Below are 22,984 nucleotides of genomic sequence, written 5' to 3' on the forward strand. Positions count from 1 at the left end.
AACCCCTCTTTGCACTTGACTTATTTACTGATATGAAGTGCCATATCTACAAGTCTGCATGAGTAGCCCCACTCATTGTCATACCATGAAAGTACCTTGACCATATTGTCACCGATCACCTGGATCGTATCGAGTGCTACTACTGAGCTTAGCTCCTCTCCTACAAAGTCCTGTGATACTCTGTATTCTCTGTCTACGCCGAGGATACCTTTGTGTGAACCTTCACTTGCCGTGATGAAAGCAGTTTTTACTTCATCCAGTGTCACGTTTTTGTTCAGTGTCACTGTAAGGTCTACCATGGAGACATCCGGAGTAGGGACTCTGATCGCCTGACCATTGAGTTTTCCTTCAAGGTTTGGCAAGACTTTAGAGATCGCTTTTGCTGCACCCGTAGTTGTCGGAACGAGGTTTGTTGCCCCGGAACGTCCTTTTCTCGGGTCTTTCTTGTGTTTAGCATCCAGGATAGGCTGAGAGGATGTATAAGAGTGGATCGTAGTCATCAGCCCTTTCTCGATACCAAAAGCATCATCCAGAACTTTGGCAACAGGTGCAAGACCGTTTGTCGTACAGCTTGCATTTGAAACGACGGCCTCTCCTGCATACTCCTCTTCATTCGCACCGATGACAAAGGTTGCTGTATCGTCTTTCGCCGGTGCAGAGAAAAGTACTTTTTTAATACCGTTATCCAGATAAGGCTGGACACTCTCCGCAGTCAAAAAGGCACCGGTACACTCCAGAACGACTTCCACACCAAGTTCAGCAAAGTTCAGTTTTGCAGGATCTCTCTCTGCGAGGATCTTCGCTCTATCATTCCCCATGCAGAGGTAACCGTCTTCCACTTTAGCATCTTTGCGTGTACCATGTACAGAGTCATACTTTACATTGTATTCGATCATTTCGTGAGCACCGCTTGCATTGACAGCTACGAGTTCAATATCATCTCTATCTGCAATGATACGTGCTACACATCTACCAATTCTACCCAGTCCGTTGATTGCTACTTTTACAGCCATTTGTTATCCCTTGATTATTATGCTAAAATTGCGTAATTTTACTGTATTTGAGGTTATATTTGGGTAAAGAAGCACGAGAGTCTATCGCAATATTCGGAGGAAGTTTCGACCCGCCGCATAAGGGACATCAGCTGATCGTCTCAAAAGCTGTGGCATCTCTGGATATCGACAGGCTTTTTATCGTACCCGCATACCTCAATCCGTTTAAGCAGAGTTCTCTCGCACCGGCAGACCTCAGGTTGCAATGGTGTCAAACACTTTTTGATCCTTTGGAAAAAGTTTCAGTGAGTGAGTATGAGATCCAGCAGGGTAAAAGTACGTACACCGCTGATACTGTAAAGCATTTTCAGAATCTCTATGATGTCAAATATTTGATCATCGGTTCTGACAACCTTGAGTCATTGACGAAATGGCATCAGTATGAGTGGCTGAACAGACAGGTGACATGGGTAGTAGCTACCAGAAAGAATAACAGTTTAGATACCAGTATACTGGGAAGTTATATCAAACTGGAACTGGATGAAGAGATAAGCTCTACACATATACGAACGACACAACAACTTGACGGAGTGGATAGCAAAATCGCTGATTCTGTCAAGCAGTTGTTACTGCAAAAGAGTCAACAAATAAAGGATAAAAATAGATGACATTAGACCAACGTATTGAAAGAATTGTTGCGATACTTGATGATAAGAAAGCTGAAGAGATAGAGGTATTTAATCTTGATAATGCAGATTATGTTGCAAAACGCGTGGTGATCGCCAATTCACTCAACGGAAAACATACCAAAGCACTGTATGATCACTTGAAAAGAGAGCTTAAGCCGGAGGGTGAAGAGTTTCTGGCAACCGATGAAACAGATGAGTGGACGGTAGCGGACCTTGGGGATATCCTGATCCATATTATGATCCCTGAGTACAGACAGCGCTATTCACTGGAACAGTTCCTCAATGAGCTGATCGAAAATCAGAAAAAAGAAGAGGCTTAATCCAGGATCGTATACTCATGGCCTGATCCCGTGAGTAACTCCATGATCAGAAAAAGCCCGATCGTTACAGCGGGTGAGAAGAGGATCCACCAGTAGTAACGGTCTTTAAAGAGATAGACAAATAACCCTCCCCAGGCAGCAAGCAGAAGGATCAGGTGTGCGATAAAAAGCGGTATCACCTGCCTGGTGATATTCCCCATAACCGCAAACCCCAATATTACGCCAAATGTACCAAGTGAAATAAAGAGTTTTTTCAGGTTTTTTGTTTTGAAGTAGTACAAAAAGAGGATACCAAGGGTGAGAATAATCGCTAAAACTATCATACCCTTCATCTGACTCTCCTCTCTTTCTTATTTGAAGTATTATAACCTGTCTACTACTTCAATACCAAGTAGTTCCAGTCCCTGTTTGATCGTCTTGGCCGTAAGGTCAGCCAGTTGAAGGCGGCTCATTTTGGTTGCTTCATCGACACCCTCTTTGAGGATAGGGTTCTGTTCATAAAAACGCATAAAGAGTGTCACCATTTCATAGAGATAGGTAGTGATCTGGTTTGGTGAAGCATCTTCTGCTGCACGTTCAAGTATATCTTCAAAACGGAGCAGCATCACTGCCAGCTGCTGTTCGAGTGTATCAGAGATGATGATATCACCTTCTACCGGTCCATTATGCTTTCTGAAGATACTTTGGATCCTTGCATAGGCATACTGCATATAGAGTGAAGTATTCCCTTCAAAGCTGAGCATCTTGTCCCAGTCAAAGATATAGTTTGATTCACGGTTGATAGAGAGGTCTGCATACTTTACTGCACCGATCCCTACGATTTTAGCCAGACGCTCTACCTCTTCCTCGGAGTAGTTCTCTCTCTCTTTAATCGCACCTTTCGCTCTGATGACCGCTTCATCAAGCAGGTCGATGAGCTTGACTGTCCCTCCGTCACGCGTTTTAAACGGTCTTCCGCTTTTATCCATCATGGTTCCAAAGGCGACATGCTCAAGTTTGACATCTTCAGGTACGAAACGTGATGTTTTTGCCACACTGAAGATCTGTCTGAAGTGTCCAGCTTGTCTTGCATCTACGACATAGCAGATACGTTTTGCATCCAGCACATTGGCTCTATAGCGCAGTGCAGCCAAGTCAGTAGTGGCATAGAGGTATCCACCGTCTCCCTTCTGTACAATGACAGGGATCTCTTCACCCTCGAGGAAGACACACTGTGCTCCGTTACTCTCTTGCAGCAGCCCCTCGGTGATGAGGTCTTCGATGACCTGAGGAAGATCTTCATTGTAAAAACTCTCCGCTTTGACATCTTCTCTTTTCAGGTTTACACAGAGTTTTCCGTAAACATCTTCACAGTGTCCCAGCGAGGCATCAATGAATTTTTGCCAGAGGTTCAGACAGTGGTGGTCACCGCTCTGGATCTTGACGACATACTCTCTTGCTTTGTCGGCAAAGGCCTGATCAGCATCAAAACGCGCTTTTGCCTCTTTGTAGAACTGTTCAAGGTCACAGAGTTGAGCCACACCCTCATTGCCGGTCTCTTCAAGGTAAGCGATAAGCATTCCAAACTGGGTTCCCCAGTCTCCGATGTGGTTCTGACGTATCACGTCATCACCCAAAAACTCCAGCAGGTTTGAGAGGGTATCTCCGATGATCGTCGAACGAAGGTGTCCCACATGCATCTGTTTTGCCATGTTTGGTCCCGAGTAGTCTACTACTACCTTGAGAGGTGTTTCATGTCTGCTGATACCAAGTCTGTCATCGCTGAGCGCAGTGTGACATGCTGAAGCGATCCACTCCGGTCTTAACCAAAGGTTGATAAATCCCGGTCCTGCAATTTCTGCTTTCTGGATAAGGGTTGAGGTGTCCAGGGCATCAAGAATCCCTGTTGCAATCTCTCTAGGGTTTTTTCCCAGTTTTTTTGCCAATGCCATAGCTCCGTTAAATTGGTAGTCACCAAACTGCGGTTGTGTTGCTTCAGAAACGCTGATAGGTTCTGCATCAATACCGGCCTTGCTAAATGCCTCTTTGATAAGCGTATTAAGTTGTGATTTCAGTTTCATAAGGTTCCCATATGATCGTAATAATTAATATGAAATTGTAGCAAAAAATAGTTAGCGGAGAGTTAGTGTGAAGAGAAGTGTCCAGTGCATGGCACTGAACAGAAGGTTTTAAGCGTTTTCGCTCTTTTTTTCTTCGATCTTTGCTTCAGTTTTTGTTTCGGTTTTAGTTTCCTCTGTTGAAGCAATCTCTTTTTTCTCTTCTTTCTCGTCGTCTTCTTTTACTGCTTGTTTAAAGTCTTTGATCCCTTTCCCTACACCTTTTGCAAGATCTGGAATCTTTTTTGCTCCAAAAAGAAGTACAACGATTGCTAAGATGATCAGTAGTTCTGGCATACTTGGCATACCCATAGTCAGTCCTTTAGTTTCGCTACATTGAGCATTAATTTTGGATAATTATACATGAAAATAATTAATCTTTCTTAGTGGCTCAACCAACGCGAGATAAATTCGGTTTGATCTTCTTCTTTTTGTTTCAATCTCGCAGCTTTGGCAATGATCACAAACTCTTTTGCCGCATCCTCTACCGTGTCATTGAGTATCGTAAAGTCATACTCTCCCACAGCCAGTATCTCTTTTTTTGCATTTTCAATCCGTTTGCTGATCACCGCTTCATCATCGGTTGATCTTGCACGCAGTCTGTTTTCAAGCTCACTCAGGGTAGGGGGTGTGATAAATGCGGAGGTGGTGATATCATCCATCTTTGCACGTACCAGACGGTGCCCCTGGACATCGATATCAAAGATAACCAGTTTTCCCTCTCCCAGTGCTTTTCTGACAGGTTTGAGCGAGGTTCCGTAGTAGTTTCCGTGCACTTCCGCATACTCAAGGAAGTTTCCTGCTTTGATATCCTCTTCAAACTCTTCTTTACTGACAAAGAGGTAGTCTTTGCCATGCTCCTCTCCTACTCTCGGCGGACGGGTGGTCGTAGAGATAGAGAAGTAGTACTCTCCGATCTCTGCGGATGCAGCATTGATGATCGTACTCTTTCCTGCACCGCTTGGCCCGGAGAGTACCAAAATGGCACCACTGTCTGATATTTTCTTACTCATTTTCACTGTCTTTAAACCTGATGTTGATGGTTACCTCTGCACCATGCAGAAGTTTTTTCAATTTTTTTATTTTCATTTTTTTCACGGCATCCAGTAGTTTTATTTCAAACTCTTCTTTTTGTTCCTCTGATTTCTGGGCATCATGCGTGATATGAAATGTAACCTCTTTCTCTACCGCTTCGATCACATCCTCTTCATCGACGATCTCGAGCCCTTCATCAATAAGGTTTTGTTTAATGACCTCTCTTTTTAACGTCTCCAGTTCCTCTTCATCTCTCTCCAGAAGATCGTCTACTAACGGCTCATCATCCATCTCTAGGAGCGATTTTATCTTTTCAATTTCATTGATATCCAAAATCTCGTGAGCGCTTACTTCGTTCTCTTCTTCTTCACTCTTTTCGACTGGCTCTTCTTCAGCTGAGAGAGGAAAGATATGAGGTGGTTCCTCCTCTGATAGTTCCAATGATTCTATCACCTCTATGATCTTGGAAGGAAGAAATGGTTTCTTGATGACGATGTCGGCCGGTTCATAGTTTCCATCAGGGTGGCTTGTAAGAAGCACCAGCTTTGCAATATCGAGTGTTCGCAGTGTATCAAGGGTAATATGCTTGTAGCTTGCATCATCAATGAATGCAAGGTCATAGGGCTTATCTTCGATCTCTTCCAATGAGGAGAATTCATAGAGTTCTGCATGCCTGTCTTTTAGACAAAGCGTGATAAGTCTAGAGACAACAGGGTTTGTATTGAGCAATAAAATATGCATACAGAAAAGATCCTTTTTTGATATGGGTTATAGTTGATTATAATCAAAAATTGATTATGTTTTGTTGTGAGCGCTATAAAGCCTTGACGAGCCTTATAAAGGTCTCTCCTCTATCCTTGTAGGAGTTGAACTGGTCAAAGCTGGCCGCAGCAGGTGAGAGCAGTGCGACCGACGCTTTGGTATGTTCACGGTCTATAGCGGCAACAGCCTCTTCGATCGTCTTTGATTCATGAGCATCTATCCCATATCTTTCTGCGAGATCCAGAAGTTTGTCGTTATTGGCACCGATCGTATAGATCTTGATATCACATCCTTGCATGGTCTTAAAGAGTGGTGTGAGATCTACCCCCTTATCTTCTCCTCCGAGAATCAAATGGATCTTTTTCCCCTCAAACCCTTTGATCGCCTGGATCGTGGCATCAAGGTTGGTGGCTTTGGAGTCATTGATCCAGACTCTGCCCTGTAGATCTTCTATCTTCTCTTGTCTATGTGCATCAAGTGTGAAAGCGTTGATGAGAGCGTAATCGGTTTCATCAAAAAGTACTTTGGTGATCGCCAGTGCAAGCAGGGCATCCTGCAGGAATGCAGCTTTGAACTCAATTTGTCCGGCATCAAGATCAAAGTAGTGTTCCAAAAATGCATCAGAGTCATACTCAACGACATAAGCCCGGGTAGGCGGCACCTTCAGCCCTTTTGGAATCAGCGCCAGTTCACCCTCTCTCATCGTCCTAAGCGGTGCAAGCTTATCCGCTTCGTACTGCTCGGGGGTACCGTGCCAGTCAAGATGATCGGGTGTGATCGGTAGGAGCAGATAGATGTTCGGAGAAGCTATTTTGGTGTGGTGAAGGGTAAAAGAGCTGGTCTCCAGAATCCATATCGGTGCTTTTGTATCAAGCTCTGCCAACGGTGTACCGATATTTCCTCCGGCTACAGCACCGCGCTTTTCAAGCAGGTGTGTCAGCATTTGAGTCGTTGTGGTCTTCCCGTTGGTTCCGGATATCCAGATACTGAAGGGCATCACTTCTGAAAAGTAGTCATACTCACTGAGCAGATTTTTGGCGCTTTTGATCAGAGGGTGATCCGGCTTGAGGCTGGGGGTTGTCACTTCCAGTGCACTTGCCTCAGGATCAAAGAGGTGTGAAGGAAGGATCTGATTTCGCTCTTCATCCATATAGGATTCTTTGACATTATCATCAAAAAAAGTACATCCTCCCCCAAGGCTTCTCGCGATCGCCCTGGTTGTCAATCCGTATCCAAAAAGTGTAGGTTTGTTCATTTTATCGTCCATTGTTTTCAACATGTTTGCCTTTGCGGCCTCACTTTGTTACGCACCCTAAGGGCATTTCTCATCTGAACTTAAAGGAGATGAGTGCAAGGATATTGGCAATCAGCGAGATCATCCAAAAACGTACGATGATCTTGTTCTCTGCCCACTTTTTCATTTCAAAGTGATGGTGTATCGGTGCCATCAAAAAGACCTTTTTCCCGCGCAGTTTGAAGCTGCCGACCTGCAAGATCACCGAAACCGTCTCTATCACAAAGATCAGACCGATCAGGATAAGCAGCACTTCACTTTTCCCAAGGATCGCCAGGTATGCAAGGAATCCACCGATCGCCAGACTGCCCGTATCCCCCATAAAGATCTCAGCGGGATAACAGTTGTACCAGAGGAATCCCAGGAGCCCCCCTGCAAGCGCAGACGCCATGATCGTGACCTCTCCCACTCCTTTGATGTTAGGCACAAGAAGGTAGCCTGAAAAAATGGCATGTCCCGTGACATAGATAATGGTTCCCAGCGAGATAAGCGCAATGATAGAAGGTACGGTTGCAAGTCCGTCAAGTCCATCCGTGAGGTTGACTGCATTGGTCGTAGCCAAAAAGACCAATACCCAGAAAATCACTGCAAAATAACTCATATCAAAAAGTTCATTTTTTAAAAACGGGAGATAGAAAGTTGTTGGAAAATCGGCATAAAATAGCACTGCGATGCTACATAAGGCTACAACGACCTGACCTCCGAGCTTCCCTCTAGCCGAAAGTCCTTCAAGGTTATCTCCGGAGAGTATCTTTCCGATATCATCTTTAAATCCTACCAAACCGAAACCGACAAGGGTGATCAACCCTGCCAGGATAAAAATGTTCCCCAAGTTTGCACTTAAAAGCACGGCCATCACTGTAGAAGAGATAAAGACGGCTCCACCCATGGTCGGTGTATGACGTTTCCCCTCGTGCGCAGGGACATATTTATTGATAGGCTGATTCGCTTTTTTTGAGATGGCCCATGCGAGGTATCTGGGCATGATCAGAAGCGTCAGGATAAATGCGATAAAGAAGGCAAAACCTGACCGTACCGTAATATATCCAAATAGGTTGATATCTAAAAGATGCGAGAGTTCGTATAACATAGGTCTCTTTTGTGGTTTTAGGATTAAAAAAGGTTATTTTACTATTATTTCAATAAAAAATATAAGACTTGAGAAGAATTAGGGTACTTAATGGATATTCAAAAAACAGTTTTAATCATTACTGACGGTATCGGGTGTAAGCCTGATAGTAAATGTAACGCGTTCAAAGATGCGGTCAAACCAACCTATGACAAACTTTTTGAGGAGACCCCCAGGGTGCTGATCTCTACACATGGGCTCAGTGTCGGACTGCCTGAAGGGCAGATGGGGAACTCCGAAGTAGGACATATGACCATCGGAAGCGGCCGTGTACTCTATCAGGATCTTGTAAAGATCTCATTGGCGCTTGAAGAGGGGAGTATCGAAGAGAACACTCCGCTTAATGAAACACTGGGAAAAAGTGAGAGAGTACATCTTATCGGATTGCTGAGTGACGGCGGGGTACACTCGCACATTGAGCATACGATCGGACTGGCAAAACTTGCAAAGGCGAGAGGGAAGAGAGTATTTCTGCACCTGATCACGGATGGCAGGGATGTGAGTCCTACTTCAGCGAAAACCTATATCGAGCAGATCGAAGCGATCACGGATGAAGATATTTCTATCGCTACGCTTGGCGGGCGTTTCTACACGATGGACAGAGATAACCGCTGGGAAAGGGTTGAGAAGGGATATCGGGCGATTGCAGAAGCTACACCTGCTACGGCACTCTCTCCGAGAGCATATGTGGATGAGAGTTATGCGAAAAATGAAACCGATGAGTTTATCCTGCCTGCGGCCTTTGAAGGGTATGAAGGTATGGCTGAAGGCGACAGTGTGATCATGACCAACTTCCGTTCAGACAGGGTACGTGAGATCACTACGGCATTGGGTGATGCAAACTTCAGCGCGTTTGAGAGAGCATTCAAACCGCTGCATATCGCTACAATGACGCAATATGATGCGACATTCCCGTATCCGGTTCTTTTCCCTAAAGATGCACCGAAAAACACATTGGCTGAAGTGGTAAGCAGGGCGGGATTGCGTCAGCTTCATACTGCAGAGACAGAGAAGTATGCCCATGTGACTTTTTTCCTCAACGGTGGTGTTGAGGAACCGATGGAGGGTGAAAGCCGTGTACTCATCCCGAGTCCGGATGTGAAGACCTATGATATGAAACCCGAGATGTCTGCACCTGAGGTAGGTGAAGCAGTGCGTACCGCGATGGATGAAGCGTATGAGTTTGTCGTGGTGAACTTCGCAAACGGTGATATGGTGGGACATACCGGGAATTATGAAGCTGCACGTAACGCAGTCCATGCGGTAGATACAGAGCTTGGAAAGATCATTCAAAAAGCCAAAGAGCAAAACTATGCGATCATTCTCACTTCTGATCACGGAAACTGTGAAGAGATGGTGGATGATGAGGGTAATATCCTGACAAATCATACCGTAGGAGAGGTTTGGTGTTGGGTCATGGCTGATGGCGTAGAACATCTCAAAGAGGGATGCGGACTCAATAACGTAGCACCTACCGTTCTGAAGGTGATGGGACTGGAGATACCGGAGGAGATGGACGCGCCTCTCTTTTAGGCTGTCCTATCACCTTTTAACGATGAGATACCGTTTTGAAAGAGTCAAACCGGTATCATTGATCAGTCACTGACGATTCTATCCTTTTGTACACTCCAATATGATATTTTTTTAAACAACGAACCAAGAACCTCTTTTTGAAATATGATACAATATAGGCAAAAACCCAAGTAAGAGAGGTGGTATTTATGCAAAAGAAGATCAAAGAATCAGTCGCCACACTTTTAGCACATATTATTAAAGTGGATAAGCGGGATATAGAGAAAGAGGCACCACTCTTTTGCGATATACTCGGACAGGATTTTGAGTGCAGTGAGGTGGAGAGTAAAGCATTTCTAAAAGATATTATGGACACAGAGTATGATCTGGATCAGCATATTCAGATTATAAAAATGGCATTGCGTGAAGACAAAATTTCCAAATATCATTTGATGGAACAGCTCAACCATATTATATATTCCGATAAGATTACTCCGGAGGATTATGCGTTTTTTGAGAAACTCAAAAATGAGCTCTTTGAGTCTCATTAAGCGCTTCATGCTACAATATCGCAAAGATTTGAAGGACGTATGATGAAATTTAGCGGGAATAATGTACTGGTTACCGGTGCAAGTAGAGGTATCGGTGCGGAGATTGCCAAAAGATTGGCTGATATGGGACTCAAAGTATGGATCAACTACCGTAGCGGAGAGGCTGAAGCAAATGCAGTCAAATCGGCGATCGAAGCAGAAGGTGGAAAAGCTGACGTGATCGGGTTTGATGTGAGTGACGAAGAGGCATTTGTTGCTGCGATCAAACGTATTATAGAAGAGGATGGAGAGCTTAGCTACCTTGTCAACAATGCGGGGATCACCAAAGATAAACTGGCAATGCGTATGAAGACCGAAGAGTTCATGGATGTCATCAATGCCAACCTAAAATCAACATTTATCGGATGTAGAGAAGCACTAAAAGTGATGGGTAAAAAGCGCTTCGGATCAGTGGTGAATATCGCATCGATCGTAGGTGAGACAGGAAATGCTGGTCAGACCAACTACTCGGCAAGCAAAGGCGGGACGATCACGATGACGAAATCATTTGCCCAGGAAGCGGCACCGCGCGGCATCAGATACAACAGTATCACTCCGGGATTTATCGCTACCGAGATGACCGATGTACTGAAAGATGAGATCAAAGATGCCTTTACTGCAAAGATCCCGATGGGAAGATTCGGTGATCCGAAAGAGGTCGCTGATGCCGTAGCATTCCTTCTCTCAGACCATGCTTCCTATATCACAGGAGAAACCCTAAAAGTAAACGGCGGAATGCATATGTGAGACACGTTAAGAAAACGACAATAGTTTGTCGTTTTTAGTGTCGAAACCGAAGCGGTGGAGCAGAGCGACCCGCGAAGGTAGAAGGACACGTTAAGAAAACGACAATAGTTTGTCGTTTTTAGTGTCGAAACCGAAGCGGTGGAGCAGAGCGACCCGCGAAGGTAGAAGGACCCGTTAAGTAAACGTGAGTGAACCTCACGTTTATAGGGTCGAAACTATGAGAAGCGTCAAGCAAAGGCAAACTGCTTTGCCTTTGTAGCTTCGGAACCGGAACGGTCGGAACGAAGTGTAGCCGTGGAGGCAAAAGCGTCAAGCAAAGGCAAACTGCTTTGCCTTTGTAGCTTCGGAACCGGAACGGTCGGAACGAAGTGTAGCCGTGGAGGCAAAAGCGTCAAGCAAAGGCAAACTGCTTTGCCTTTGTAGCTTCGGAACCGGAACGGTCGGAACGAAGTGTAGCCGTGGAGGCAAAAGCGTCAAGCAAAGGCAAACTGCTTTCTCACAGAGAGTGCAAGCACAAAGCCTTTCTAGCTTCGGAACCGGAACGGTGCCCTGAACATAGAGAAGAAATGCCCTTGAGGTGCGTAACGAAGTGTAGCCGTGTAGGCAAAAGCGTCAAGCAAACAATCTTGTGCTTGCACTCTCTGTGAGAGCTGTTTGGTTCCCCAACCTGTGGATCCCCGGGTGCCCGAAGGAAATACTCCTGGGGTGCAAGTCCGAGGATGACAAGTACACTGTCATTGCTGCGTAGGCAGAGGAATACCTTTATCCCGACATACAGCTCTTATGGGGGAGTTCACCATTGATGTCGGGGTGAGGGCACCCCGACCTACACTTTATATCGAAGATCCGTAGGTTTGGCACCGCCAAACGTTCTCAACTCATCTTTATGTTTCATCACAAGATCGATACTCCTGCTACTGTCTATTTCGGTGCGTGATTACGCACCCTACGCGATACTGGGGTTCTCTAATGGGAACATAGGGTTCGACAGGCTCACCCTGAACGGAGATGTGAAGAGCGGTTACTGTGAAGAAAATTCACAATCTCTACAAGCCTAGCATAGACACTCAACCCCGTTTTTTTCTCATAAAATACCAGATCAAGACAATCACAGCAGCAGTTGAAAGCACCATAATAAGCGCATCACTATAGACAATAAGCGTCGCTTCAAAATTTTTGATGAAGTAGGTCCATAAGATGATCGCTATCAATGTACTGAAGAGTACAGAGAGAAGCGTGGTTAAATGGGGAAGACCCATTAGGTAGCCTACGAAACTGCCTACAACAGGTCCTGTCATTGCAAATGGTGTGAGTACAAAAAACAGCAGTCCGATGATGCCATATTTTTTAATCATTGGCTGATACTTCTCTGCACTCTTTTGGGAGCGTTTTAAAAAGTCATTTAAGGGGTTATACGAAACCACGTGAAGACTTCTCCAGCTTAGTACAAAAAGCGGATAGAGGATCAATACCATAATGGATTCAATGAAAAGGTTGAATGCAATGAGTAGGGTAGTATCCATCTGTGAAGAGATCCCGATGGAGAGTCCGGCCATTCTTCCAAAAATGATATTGGATGCCGTCATACTTAACAATACATTGAACCTATCCGGCCAAAAGTAGGCACTGACCGTTAAGAGGAGTAAAAAAATGGCAAGCAGAAGAAGACCGAATGCTAATATCTTTCCTTCAGCATGTTTAAAATAAATCTCTTTTCCCATTCCGAAAAAATACCTTTCAATGAGATGTATATATTATAACCAGTAGTATTGAAAATTTAATGATGATGATAATCAATAGCTATGAATATTTTTTTTGTTGAAGAATAAGTTTGGTTATAATGTTGCTTTGCTTATACATTTAAAGGAGAGTGATGGCAGTCAGGGTTCTTATACTGGAAGATGATAAACTTTTCAATGAAACACTACAGGACTTTCTGGAAGAAGAGGGGTATGCACTGGATGCCGTGATGGACCCTTATTCTGCACTGGACCTCACCTATGAAAAGAAGTATGATCTCTATCTTTTTGATGTGAATTTGCCATATGAGAGCGGATTTGATCTTTTGGGAAAATTGCGAAGTGCCGGAGATATAACACCCACTATATTTTTGACCTCCAGAGATGATAAAGAGTCACTGGTTGAAGGATATAGTTTGGGGGGTGATGATTATATGAAAAAGCCTATTGATTTTGATGAGCTTCAGTTGCGTATCGAAGCATTGCTTCGTCGACAGACACGCACCCAAAATGTCAAAATAGGTGAGTACACACTTGATGTGAAGAACAAAACACTCTTTTATCAGGGAGAGGAGGTTGACCTTACGATCAAAGTGATAGAGCTCTTGATGCTCTTTATACAATCCAGGGGAGATGTGGTGACCAGTGAGTTTATCAAAGAGCAGCTCTGGACTGCCAATCAAATGCCAAGTGACGGTTCGATACGTGTCTATGTGACTCAGCTCAAAAAACTTTTCCCTGACCATATCAGCAATATCCGTGGCGTAGGGTACAAATTTGAGGATATCGATGGATAAACGGATTTTCTGGGGGACGGTGATCTATGTTTTGAGCATTGGATTTGTATTGGGATTTATGTACCATATCCTTAATACATGGGGAGTGACTACAAAAATCTATTTTCTAAGCGCTTTGGTTTTGATGCTTTTTTCGGGAATGTTCGGATATATTTTTGTCAGTACTATATTGGCACCTGCAAAAAGACTTGACAAGAACCTCTCTCATCTGACCAAAGAGATACTGCATGAACTCAATATCCCGCTTGCAACCATCCAGGCTAATACCAAACTGATCGCCAGAAAACTGGATGATCAGAAAAGTCTGGATCGTATCGATCGTATCGATGCATCTTCCAAAAGACTGGAGAGGCTTTACCAGGAACTTGCCTACAGTATCAAAAAAGAGTTGCAGCCTATCGAAAAAGAGACTTTTGATCTTAAAAAGGTGCTGGAGGAGAGGATAGAAGTCTTTGAAGCTTTTGATCGTAACAGCTTTAATATGGATGTGAAAAACTACATGGTTAGGGCGGATAAGATAGGATTTGAGAAGGTGATAGACAACATTTTGATGAATGCGATGAAGTACTCCTCCAAAGATACACCGATCACCCTCTCCCATACCCAGAATATTTTGAGTATCAGTGACCGGGGAGTAGGAATGAGCGAGACCGAGCTTTTGAAGATCTATGAGCGTTACTATCAGGCTGACAGCTCCAAACAGGGGGAAGGGATAGGGCTTGCGTTAGTAAAATCCTACTGTGACAGTGAAGGGATTGATATACAGATCAAATCAGAAAAAAATCAGGGAACTACGGTTTCTCTTGATCTGAAAAAGATCGTTTTACACTAAATTAACAGTTGCATTATATAATCTGAAAATAAAAATCAGAAGTATGAGTTATATATCGTTAAAGGTATCGATATTTCTGTAAAATGAAGATGACGGGATGCGTTTATAACTTTTGTTATAATGCGTTTCAAAAAGAGGTTGTGTGACTAATTATCGGTTTTTGTTCTCCTTTTTAGTAACAAGTATCTCTTATATCGTCGTGGGATTCTCTCTGTTTTACTTCTCACAAACCACCAACATCTCTGACACAAAGTCATCTCTGAATACCATTGAGCTTACTGTCCAGGCATTTCAACCTCAAGTGATAGAAAAAGAGCCGGAACCGATCAAAGAGGAGACACCGGAACCGGAAGAGAAGGTAGAAGAGACACCACTGCCTGAACCTGAACCCGAGGTTGAACAACCTAAACCGGTAGAGATACCAAAGCCGAAACCTCTTCCCAAAAAAGAGGAGAGTAAAAAGCCGGAACCCCCAAAAGAGAAGGCTAAGGTCAAAAAAGAGAAGCCAAAGAAGCACGTCAAAAAGAGCACAAAGAAGTGTTCCCCTGCAGAGAAAAGAAGTGCACTTAAGAGTAGCAAAAAGCAGCGCAGTTCAGCCAATGAGAAAAACCTTTTTCTTGCAAAAGTGAGAGATCGCATCAACCGAAACAAAAGCTATCCTCGTGTTGCCAAACGTCGGGGAATGCAAGGCAGTGTTGAAGTAAACTTCACGATCTTGCCAAATGGTCATGTCTCTGCCATTGCGGTAAGTGGTTCAAGGGTTTTTCATACCTCTGCCAAAAAAGCCGTAGAGAAAGCCTTCCCTGTGAGCGTCAAGAATATACCGATGAAACTGCCCGAAAAGGTCTCCATCACACTGCATTACAGACTGAGCAGATAGTTTACAAAGTAACATTACTCCTCCCTTTCTTACAAATATTAAGAGAATTTAACAGTCATTTAACACTTTTTCGGTTTACTTATAAGCATATAAAATAAGGAGTATAAGGAATGAGGAAGGTAATCGGACTTTCGCTATTGACTGCGATGGCTATTCAAGCTGCACCGGTAGTGTTGGATGAGATAGAAATAGAGGGAAAAGTAGATACTGAGGTGATCAAGGATGTAAGCGGGGAGGAGATCAAGTCCGCAGACGTTGCTGAAGGGTTGGCCAAAGAGTCTTCAAGTGTATGGCTTGTGAGAAGAAGCGGTATCTCAAATGATATCATCGTGAGAGGACAGAAGAAAGACAATATCAACGTGACGATCGATGGGGCAAAAGTCTTTGGTGCCTGTCCGAATAGAATGGATCCGGCTATTTCACATATCCTGACGAACAATATTGACTATATCGAAATGACCGAAGGGCCTTATAACGTAGAGGATACCGGCGTACTGAGTGCAGATGTGAAGGTTCATACCAAAAAACCGTCTGAAGAGTTTGAGGGTGAGGTCAACCTCAATGCAGGAAGCTGGGGATATAGAAAGGCCTCTTTTTCTGCCAGCGGGGGGACGGATACGCTGAAGTTCCTGATCAGTGCTTCAACTGAAAAGGGTGAACAGTATGAAGATGGGAATGGTGATGATTTTGCAGAGCAGATCGAGAAGCAATCTCCGGGCAATTTCGAATATCAGGATCAATACAGAGATATGGATGCCTTTGAGAAGAAAACTGTCATGGCAAAACTCTTTTGGGAAATAGCAGACAATCAGGAGCTGAGATTGAGCTATACGGGAAACAGAAGCGATGATATCCTTTACCCCTCTTCAAAGATGGATGCCCTCTATGATGATTCGGATATTTTCAATATAGAGTACACAGCCAAAGATCTCGGCAAATACTCCAAACAACTGGACCTGCAGCTCTACCAGTCAGAAGTGGACCATCCGATGTCAACCATCTACCGTAAAGCGGCAACAGATATTACAAAGGAAAAAACACACTGGCTTGATACGAAAATGCAGGGAGCCAAGATCAAAAACAGCTTTGATATGGAAGGCCATCTGATCACAGCCGGACTGGACTACAGCCTGAGAAACTGGAATGGAAGGTTTTATACTAACGGTACACCGGGTCCTATAAGTCTTGATGATGTTGATACTGAAAACTATGCACTCTTTGTGAAAGACACCTTCAGAACAGGCAAGCTTGAGTGGAACCTTGGGTTGAGATATGATGATACCGAGATTACTTCAGGAAATGCTGCAGATCCAAGCAATGATTACCGTGAACTCAACGGATTTATCTCCGGAACCTATCATGCGGATGAAAATACCAGATATTTCGCAGGGATCGGGAAGTCATCCAGAGTACCTGATGCAAGAGAGCTTTATATCAGAATGAGCGGAAAGCAGCAAGGTACACCGACTCTGGATAACACGAAAAACTATGAATTTGACCTGGGTATGGAAAAGAAGTTTGAAAATGCAACCTTCAAAGCCAAAGCATTCTACAGTATGCTGAAAGATTTTATCGCCTACAATTCGGATGCAGTAGGAGGAGAACATCTTTTTGAAAATGTGGATGCATCCATCTACGGTGTGGAGTTCAGCGGAAGCTACATCGCAAGCGAATCATTCTATTTTGACTATGGAGTCTCTTACCAAAGGGGTAAAAAAGATGATCCTCTGACAGGGCAGACAGACACTGACTTACCTGAAATCCCGCCTTTGAAGGTCAATGCAGCGGTAAATTATCTGTATGATGATACATTAAGTTTCAGAGCAGAATTAGTTGCGGCGGATGAATGGAGCAATTATGACGAGGATAACGGTGAGCAGGAACTTGATGCCTATGCTGTGGTGAACCTTAAAGGAACGAAGCAGTTCAACGATCATTTTGAGTTGACCGTAGGTGTCGATAATGTTTTTGACAACACTTATGCGACAGCCAATACCTATAAAGACCTGACACTTCTTGGTGTATCAGGCAGTGATGATGTGATGCTCCTCAACGAGCCCGGACGCTACTTCTATGCGAATCTGAAATATAAATTTTAGGAGTGAAAATGAAAAAGGTCTTATGGATTGTATCGGCGTTGATGGCACTGGCAAGCTTGTCTCAGGCTGAGATGAAGTGTGCTCCGGGCAAATGCGCTTCCGGAAAATGTGCAGGTAAGGTGCAGGTTGAAAAACCAAAGAAGATGATGAAGATGTTTCAGAGTGTTTCGCCCTCTGAAGCAACGCTTCTTCAATCGGGAGATGCAAAGGCATTCTGTCCAAATTGCGGTATGAATCTGCCGATGTTCTATAAGACCAATCATGCAGCGACTATTGACGGTAAAGTAAAACAGTACTGTTCGATCCACTGTCTGGCTGAGGATATCACCAAGGGGCTAAAGCCGACAGAGATCAAAGTTGTGGATGTCAGTACGTTGAAGTTCATTGATGCTTCTAAAGCACACTATGTCGTAGGGAGCCGCCAAAAAGGTACAATGACTATGACCAGTAAATATGCCTTTGCCGACAAAGCTGAGGCTGAAACCTTTGTAAAAATCAATGGAGGGGAAGTGACCAACTTTGACGGTGCTCTCCAGAGAGCACAGCAAGAGTTCCAGAATGACACTGAAATGGTTGATAAAAAACGTGTCAAAATGCGTGAAATGGGGAAGAAACTTTATACCCAAAAGTGTCAAAAAACAGATCAGTCGTTTGAGACTGTAGCTGAAGCCAAAACATTTGTTGTGACCAATAAACTTTGTGAAGGATTGAATCCTAAACAGCTGCAGGCTGTCGGGCTTTATCTTCAAAGCCGATAGATGCTACACTTTACCTAAATTTCAAGAGTCCGGGTTTTACCCGCTCTTCAGAGGTGCCACTTGAAAAAAACAATTTTTATTTTCCCTATACTTTTACTTCCGCTTTTTGCCAATGAGTTCACTCAGGCCAAAATGATCAAACTGACACAAAAAGGCGAGAAGATTGCCAAGAGTCTGTGCGAGATTGATAAACTTCCCTCAGCTACTGGTACGATCGAGCAATTGATAGTGAAGATTCAGGAGTCACATGCATGTCCTCCTCTCTCAAAAAGCAAACTGGAAGCAGTTGCCTACTATATCAGCAACGGCAGCATGAAGGCAAACAAAGGGCATATCCATGTACCAAATGATGCCAAGTGCCCTGTATGCGGGATGTTCGTTGCAAAATATCCTAAATGGGCGGCTTCAATGACCTATGAGGGAGAGACCTACTACTTCGATGGTGTGAAAGATATGATGAAATACTATATCTTTGATGGAAACTTTCCTTATGACCGCAAGAAGATCACCGTGATACAGGTAACAGACTACTATACGTTGGAAGGGATTGATGCCAAGCGTGCATTTTATGTCTATGATTCGAATGTTTATGGACCGATGGGACGTGAATTGATCCCCTTTAAAACACTGGAGTCGGCAGAGACATTCAACCGCGAACATCAGGGAAAGAAGATCCTTCGGTTTGATGAGATCACCGATATGATGGTGATGGCACTTGATGGACTTTAATAACAGATTGACAAGGAGTTGAGAGATTTGATTAAGCAGTTTATTACGCTAGTAGGAGTGTTGAGTGCTGTGACAGGTATGATGCTGGGTCACTATTTTCTTCTGGAGAGAACATCTCAAAAAGAGCTTTTTTCTAACCTTGTAGCAGTGACCGGTTTTGCATCGCCTTCGCTCAGTACGGCCTTTTATGAACCGAAGGTCTTGGGTGAGAAGGTAGGGCATCCTGCTTCTCCTCAGATGCAGTCACTCAATAGAATGGATTTTGTTTATGCCGAATAAGTCTCCGTTTTTATATTTCCTCACCCTGCTGCTTTTTAAACAGAAGATCAAGCATATAGGTGTGATGTTGATCTCTATCGTGATTATCACGCTTATCAGCTCGGTGCTCTTTATCTCCAGCTCGCTGCAACATACGCTGCAAGAGACGATCGATGCGCAGGCGGATTTCACTGTGAAAAGAGTAGAGGCAGGCAGACCGGTGACGACTCCGCTTAGCTGGGTGGATCAGATCATTGATATTGAAGGGGTATCGGATGTGACACCCCGGGTACACGGCCGCTACTTTTATGCCCCACGCGAAGAATCTTTCTGGATCGTAGGGATTGATTTTTTTGATGTACAGGGTTCTAAGGCATTGCAGAGATTGGTCAAAGGTATTGACCTGAAGCAGTTTTTCAGCAGTGAGAGTATGATCGTAGGGGAGGGGGTGAAAGCCTTTCTGAAAACACACTACTATACGGACAGTTTTTCATTTAAGACGCCCCAGGGGGTATTTAAAAAGGTGAAACTCTATGAGGTACTGCCAGGCTCACTGAATCTGCTTGCCAATGATATGATCATTATGCCTATTGATCTTGCCCGAGAGATTTTCGGACTGGATGAGGATGAGGTGACAGATATTACGTTTAATGTACCCAACGAGGCAGAGTGGGACAATGTCATCAGTAAGCTGCATCTGCTTGCCTATGATATCAGAGTGGTAGAGAAGAGAGAGGTAGAAAAAGCCTATGAGAATCTCTACAACTACAAAGGCGGTATCTTTTTGATTCTCTATATTATCGCTTTGCTTACCTTTATGCTGATCTTGTATCAGAGGTACTCTATGGTCTACTCTTCAGAGAGAAAAGAGATAGGTATCCTAAGGGCAGTCGGTTGGAGTATCAGGGATATCCTGAAGTTGAAGTTCTATGAGACCTTGATCCTTGTGATCACAAGTTTTATCATAGGTGTGGTTTTGGCATATGTGTATGTCTTTATCCTTGGCGCACCGATCTTGATAGAGATATTCTTGGGCGGTGCAAACCTGGTGAATCATGCAGTGTTGGTTCCGGTGATAGAGTTCGGTATATTGGGCTCTCTCTTTTTGCTCTATGCGGTACCTTTCTTTGCCGCAGTATTGATCCCCTCCTGGCGGATCGCTGTGATACCACCTAAAGAGGCGATGCGATGATAAAGATTGAGAATGTCAGTAAAAATTTCGGCGAGGGGGAGAAGCTGTTTCAGGCCCTTAGATCGATTGACCTTGAGGTAGAGGAGGGGGAGTGTGTGATCCTGAGCGGCATCAGCGGAAGCGGAAAGTCAACGCTACTCTCTCTTATGGCAGCACTCGATCGTCCAAGCGGCGGGAAAATCGTTGTAGAGGGGGAACTGGTCTCCAAACTGCCTGACCTGCATGCATCAGCCTACCGGGCAAAGACGATCGGAGTGGTGTTTCAGCACTTTAACCTGATCGAATCATTGAGCGTAGAAGAGAATGTCATCGTTCCTTTGATCAACAGCGGTCTGGATATCCCAACGATCCACAAGATGGCGGAGCAGAGTATGCAGCGTGCCTCGATCCTTCATAAGTCATCCCAGGATGTCTCTTCGCTCTCAGGAGGGGAGAAACAGCGTTGTGCGATCGCAAGAGCATTGGTACATGATCCCAAAGTTATTCTCTGTGATGAGCCAACAGCCAACCTTGACAGGGAAAACTCACTCAAGTTTATTGAAACGATTCAGGAGTTGCATGAAGCGGGTAAGACCATTGTGGTGGCAACACACGATCCGCTTTTTGAGACATTGCCTTTTGAGAGCCGAGTGGTACATATGGAGGATGGTGTCATAGGAAGTATCAGTGAATGAGATACTCCTAAGCAGTGAGGTGATCGTCTACCTCCTCTCTGAAATGGTACTTTACCTCCTCTTGCTGATCGCAGCGATCGCGACTTTGGGTATCCTGAAGGGGTGGAACTTTGATCACTTTACGGAGAGACAGTTTGCTCTGGAGAACCGATCCTATCTGGTCATGAGCATTATCTTTTTTGTCCTTGGACTCAAGATGCTTCTGCTTCCCTACTTTGCCTATACCATTGATGTACTCTCACTTCTGGTGCCCGGTGCGATGTGTGCTGCAGGAGTGATCGATGCGAATGAGTATGGTGATCCCCTCTTGGTTCTAAAGATCATGATACTCTTTTTGAGCGGTCTCTGGCTTAGGGTGAACCGTATCGACCTGGAGGGGAAACGTTATCCCTACATGAAGTTCAAGTCCTGGTTTTATCTTCTGATCTTTCTCTTTTTGAGTGCAGAACTGGTACTGGATATCCTCTACTTCAGCCATATCGATACGACGAATCCCGTCAGCTGCTGCTCTGTGATCTTTGGGGAGATAGGGGGCAACAGACTGCCTTTCGGCCTTGATATGCAGAAACTTTTGATACTCTTTTACCTGCTTTATCTGCTTTTGGTTTTAATGCTGTTCTCTCAGCAGTACCTGATGCGGGCAGCAGTCAGTCTCTTTTTTGCGCTGATTTCATACTATAGTATTGTTTATTTTTTCGGTACGTATATCTATGAACTTCCTACACATAGGTGTCCGTTCTGTATGCTGCAGAGAGAGTACCATTATGTAGGATATGCAGTATGGGGACTGCTTTTTACCGGTACCTTTTTTGCGATAGAGAGTGCCGTGATCGAAGGTCTGTTTCAGAAGGATGCATTGAAACTCAAAAAAGTTTCGATAGGATTGCTTACTTTGTTCGTACTGCTCTGCAGCAGTTATGTGGGAATCTATTATCTAAATAACGGAGTATTTTTATGAAAAAGTTTATGATGAACCTGCTTACGATTGCGATCGTGATCGCAATCATTATCATTCTGCTGCTCTCTTTGGGGACTGACCAGGGGGCTCGCTATGTTTATAAGGGGAATACCGCCTATGAACCTGTAGTGATCCAGCCCAAAGAGTATCAGTGTTCAGAGTGCAGTATGGATATAGAGGAGATGGAGTATAGTGCACAGATCATTACCCCGGAAGGGGATACCTACTTCTTTGATGATATCGGGTGTGTGGTGGATTGGCTTGAGGGGCGTAAGATCAAAACTCAAAAGGTGATTACCAAAACACTGGATACGGGTCACTGGATCGATGTGGATAAGGCATGGTATACACGTACGGCACCTTCACCTATGGGGTACGGATTTGCTGCCTATGAGCATAAACAAGAGGGGCTTATCTCCTATGAAGAGATGAAACTTCTGATGCTACAGGGGAAGCATCTTCATGATCCGTTTGTCAAGAAATCACTTCTTGGCAAATAATGATGTAACTTTTTGTCGACAATAGAGAGCTTCCTCAAGTGATGAGGAAGACAATTTCTTCGTTTGCCTCTTCTACTAACTCCTTTTTATCATTTTTTAGCTATACTTAGGGGCATTTAAAACTAAAAAGGAGAAATCAAATGGCACTATTTGATGACGTAAAAGAAGTAGTTGTTGAGCAACTTAATGTAAGCCCAGACGAGGTAAAAGAAGAGTCTAAGTTTGTTGAAGACCTTGGGGCTGACAGCCTTGACGTAGTTGAGCTTGTAATGGCACTTGAAGAAAAATTCGATATCGAAATCCCTGATGATCAAGCTGAAGCGATCGCTACAGTTGGTGATGCAATCAAGTTTATCGAGAGTGCAGAGTAAGTCGTCTGTAGCACCCCGTTACGGGGTGATA

26 protein-coding genes are annotated in these 22,984 nt (G+C 44.2%); 17 read left to right on the plus strand and 9 right to left on the minus strand.

The window, feature by feature from the left end; genetic code table 11:
* Positions 1 to 20 precede the first annotated feature (20 nt).
* The gene (gap, locus tag AC4JOV_RS01215; protein ID WP_229936943.1) at positions 21 to 1,013 is read right to left on the minus strand and encodes a type I glyceraldehyde-3-phosphate dehydrogenase; all 993 of its coding nucleotides are present in this window, start codon (positions 1,011 to 1,013) and stop codon (positions 21 to 23) included.
* A gap of 59 nt (positions 1,014 to 1,072) precedes the next feature.
* On the opposite strand from gap, the gene nadD reads away from it, so the two are divergent.
* Together nadD and rsfS are read left to right on the plus strand one after the other, a co-directional pair.
* Complete coding sequence (nadD, locus tag AC4JOV_RS01220) at positions 1,073 to 1,660, plus strand: nicotinate (nicotinamide) nucleotide adenylyltransferase (protein ID WP_229936942.1); 588 nt, start codon at positions 1,073 to 1,075, stop codon at positions 1,658 to 1,660.
* Entirely contained in the window at positions 1,657 to 2,001 is a 345-nt protein-coding gene (rsfS, locus tag AC4JOV_RS01225; RefSeq protein ID WP_229936941.1) for a ribosome silencing factor, read from the plus strand. Before nadD ends, rsfS begins: the two co-directional genes overlap by 4 nt.
* Here the strand turns inward: rsfS and AC4JOV_RS01230 are convergent.
* From AC4JOV_RS01230 to mraY, 7 genes are all read right to left on the minus strand, one after another.
* The gene (locus AC4JOV_RS01230) at positions 1,998 to 2,333 is read right to left on the minus strand and encodes a hypothetical protein (protein ID WP_229936940.1); all 336 of its coding nucleotides are present in this window, start codon (positions 2,331 to 2,333) and stop codon (positions 1,998 to 2,000) included. The two genes, rsfS and AC4JOV_RS01230, sit on opposite strands and share 4 nt — an antisense overlap.
* 30 nt (positions 2,334 to 2,363) lie before the next feature.
* Positions 2,364 to 4,061, minus strand: coding sequence for an arginine--tRNA ligase (argS, locus tag AC4JOV_RS01235; protein WP_229936939.1), 1,698 nt, complete (start codon positions 4,059 to 4,061; stop codon positions 2,364 to 2,366).
* A 108-nt stretch (positions 4,062 to 4,169) separates the two neighbouring features.
* Positions 4,170 to 4,409 (minus strand): Sec-independent protein translocase subunit TatA/TatB, encoded by a 240-nt coding sequence (locus AC4JOV_RS01240; RefSeq protein WP_229936938.1) that lies wholly within the window; start codon positions 4,407 to 4,409, stop codon positions 4,170 to 4,172.
* Positions 4,410 to 4,480: 71 nt separating this feature from the next.
* Positions 4,481 to 5,110: a guanylate kinase gene (gene gmk, locus AC4JOV_RS01245; protein WP_229936937.1), complete on the minus strand. Its 630-nt coding sequence runs from the start codon at positions 5,108 to 5,110 to the stop codon at positions 4,481 to 4,483.
* Positions 5,103 to 5,873: a hypothetical protein gene (locus tag AC4JOV_RS01250; RefSeq protein ID WP_229936936.1), complete on the minus strand. Its 771-nt coding sequence runs from the start codon at positions 5,871 to 5,873 to the stop codon at positions 5,103 to 5,105. The genes gmk and AC4JOV_RS01250 overlap by 8 nt, the downstream gene beginning before the upstream one ends.
* Positions 5,874 to 5,946: 73 nt before the next feature.
* Positions 5,947 to 7,173, minus strand: a complete 1,227-nt coding sequence (gene murD, locus AC4JOV_RS01255; protein ID WP_229936935.1) for a UDP-N-acetylmuramoyl-L-alanine--D-glutamate ligase — start codon at positions 7,171 to 7,173, stop codon at positions 5,947 to 5,949.
* A gap of 46 nt (positions 7,174 to 7,219) precedes the next feature.
* Positions 7,220 to 8,278: a phospho-N-acetylmuramoyl-pentapeptide-transferase gene (mraY, locus tag AC4JOV_RS01260; RefSeq protein ID WP_229936934.1), complete on the minus strand. Its 1,059-nt coding sequence runs from the start codon at positions 8,276 to 8,278 to the stop codon at positions 7,220 to 7,222.
* A gap of 90 nt (positions 8,279 to 8,368) precedes the next feature.
* Here mraY and gpmI point away from each other — a divergent pair, with 90 nt between their 5' ends.
* The 3 genes from gpmI (at position 8,369) to fabG (ending at position 11,166) form a co-directional block, all read left to right on the plus strand.
* The gene (gene gpmI / locus AC4JOV_RS01265; RefSeq protein WP_229936933.1) at positions 8,369 to 9,850 is read left to right on the plus strand and encodes a 2,3-bisphosphoglycerate-independent phosphoglycerate mutase; all 1,482 of its coding nucleotides are present in this window, start codon (positions 8,369 to 8,371) and stop codon (positions 9,848 to 9,850) included.
* Positions 9,851 to 10,038: 188 nt separating this feature from the next.
* On the plus strand, positions 10,039 to 10,380 hold the full coding sequence (locus tag AC4JOV_RS01270; RefSeq protein WP_229936932.1) for a hypothetical protein: 342 nt from the start codon (positions 10,039 to 10,041) through the stop codon (positions 10,378 to 10,380).
* A 42-nt stretch (positions 10,381 to 10,422) separates the two neighbouring features.
* Positions 10,423 to 11,166, plus strand: a complete 744-nt coding sequence (fabG, locus tag AC4JOV_RS01275; protein ID WP_229936931.1) for a 3-oxoacyl-ACP reductase FabG — start codon at positions 10,423 to 10,425, stop codon at positions 11,164 to 11,166.
* A 1,067-nt stretch (positions 11,167 to 12,233) separates the two neighbouring features.
* On the opposite strand, the gene AC4JOV_RS01280 is transcribed toward fabG, so the two are convergent.
* A complete protein-coding gene (locus AC4JOV_RS01280; RefSeq protein ID WP_229936930.1) occupies positions 12,234 to 12,887 on the minus strand; it encodes a small multi-drug export protein in 654 nt (217 codons plus the stop codon).
* Between the two features lie 152 nt (positions 12,888 to 13,039).
* Here AC4JOV_RS01280 and AC4JOV_RS01285 point away from each other — a divergent pair, with 152 nt between their 5' ends.
* The 12 genes from AC4JOV_RS01285 to acpP all read left to right on the plus strand — a co-directional run bounded on the left by AC4JOV_RS01285 (position 13,040) and on the right by acpP (position 22,953).
* A complete protein-coding gene (locus tag AC4JOV_RS01285; protein WP_229936929.1) occupies positions 13,040 to 13,702 on the plus strand; it encodes a response regulator transcription factor in 663 nt (220 codons plus the stop codon).
* Positions 13,695 to 14,534 (plus strand): sensor histidine kinase, encoded by an 840-nt coding sequence (locus AC4JOV_RS01290; protein ID WP_229936928.1) that lies wholly within the window; start codon positions 13,695 to 13,697, stop codon positions 14,532 to 14,534. The genes AC4JOV_RS01285 and AC4JOV_RS01290 overlap by 8 nt, the downstream gene beginning before the upstream one ends.
* 142 nt (positions 14,535 to 14,676) lie before the next feature.
* Positions 14,677 to 15,414, plus strand: a complete 738-nt coding sequence (locus AC4JOV_RS01295; protein WP_229936927.1) for an energy transducer TonB — start codon at positions 14,677 to 14,679, stop codon at positions 15,412 to 15,414.
* 110 nt (positions 15,415 to 15,524) lie between these two features.
* A complete protein-coding gene (locus AC4JOV_RS01300; RefSeq protein ID WP_229936926.1) occupies positions 15,525 to 17,513 on the plus strand; it encodes a TonB-dependent receptor in 1,989 nt (662 codons plus the stop codon).
* 8 nt (positions 17,514 to 17,521) lie between these two features.
* Complete coding sequence (locus AC4JOV_RS01305; RefSeq protein ID WP_229936925.1) at positions 17,522 to 18,271, plus strand: nitrous oxide reductase accessory protein NosL; 750 nt, start codon at positions 17,522 to 17,524, stop codon at positions 18,269 to 18,271.
* Between the two features lie 60 nt (positions 18,272 to 18,331).
* Positions 18,332 to 19,000, plus strand: coding sequence for a nitrous oxide reductase accessory protein NosL (locus AC4JOV_RS01310; protein ID WP_229936924.1), 669 nt, complete (start codon positions 18,332 to 18,334; stop codon positions 18,998 to 19,000).
* A gap of 18 nt (positions 19,001 to 19,018) precedes the next feature.
* A complete protein-coding gene (locus AC4JOV_RS01315; protein ID WP_229936923.1) occupies positions 19,019 to 19,279 on the plus strand; it encodes a hypothetical protein in 261 nt (86 codons plus the stop codon).
* Positions 19,269 to 20,450, plus strand: a complete 1,182-nt coding sequence (locus AC4JOV_RS01320; RefSeq protein WP_229936922.1) for an ABC transporter permease — start codon at positions 19,269 to 19,271, stop codon at positions 20,448 to 20,450. Before AC4JOV_RS01315 ends, AC4JOV_RS01320 begins: the two co-directional genes overlap by 11 nt.
* Entirely contained in the window at positions 20,447 to 21,124 is a 678-nt protein-coding gene (locus tag AC4JOV_RS01325) for an ABC transporter ATP-binding protein (protein WP_229936921.1), read from the plus strand. The genes AC4JOV_RS01320 and AC4JOV_RS01325 overlap by 4 nt, the downstream gene beginning before the upstream one ends.
* Positions 21,117 to 22,082 carry a hypothetical protein gene (locus AC4JOV_RS01330; RefSeq protein WP_229936920.1) on the plus strand — a complete coding sequence of 322 codons (966 nt, stop codon included), beginning with the start codon at positions 21,117 to 21,119 and terminating at the stop codon, positions 22,080 to 22,082. Before AC4JOV_RS01325 ends, AC4JOV_RS01330 begins: the two co-directional genes overlap by 8 nt.
* Positions 22,079 to 22,582, plus strand: a complete 504-nt coding sequence (locus AC4JOV_RS01335; RefSeq protein WP_229936919.1) for a hypothetical protein — start codon at positions 22,079 to 22,081, stop codon at positions 22,580 to 22,582. The genes AC4JOV_RS01330 and AC4JOV_RS01335 overlap by 4 nt, the downstream gene beginning before the upstream one ends.
* A 140-nt stretch (positions 22,583 to 22,722) precedes the next feature.
* Complete coding sequence (gene acpP, locus AC4JOV_RS01340) at positions 22,723 to 22,953, plus strand: acyl carrier protein (protein WP_229936918.1); 231 nt, start codon at positions 22,723 to 22,725, stop codon at positions 22,951 to 22,953.
* Positions 22,954 to 22,984: the final 31 nt, after the last annotated feature.

The organism is Sulfurovum sp. MH2-6, assembly GCF_058374785.1.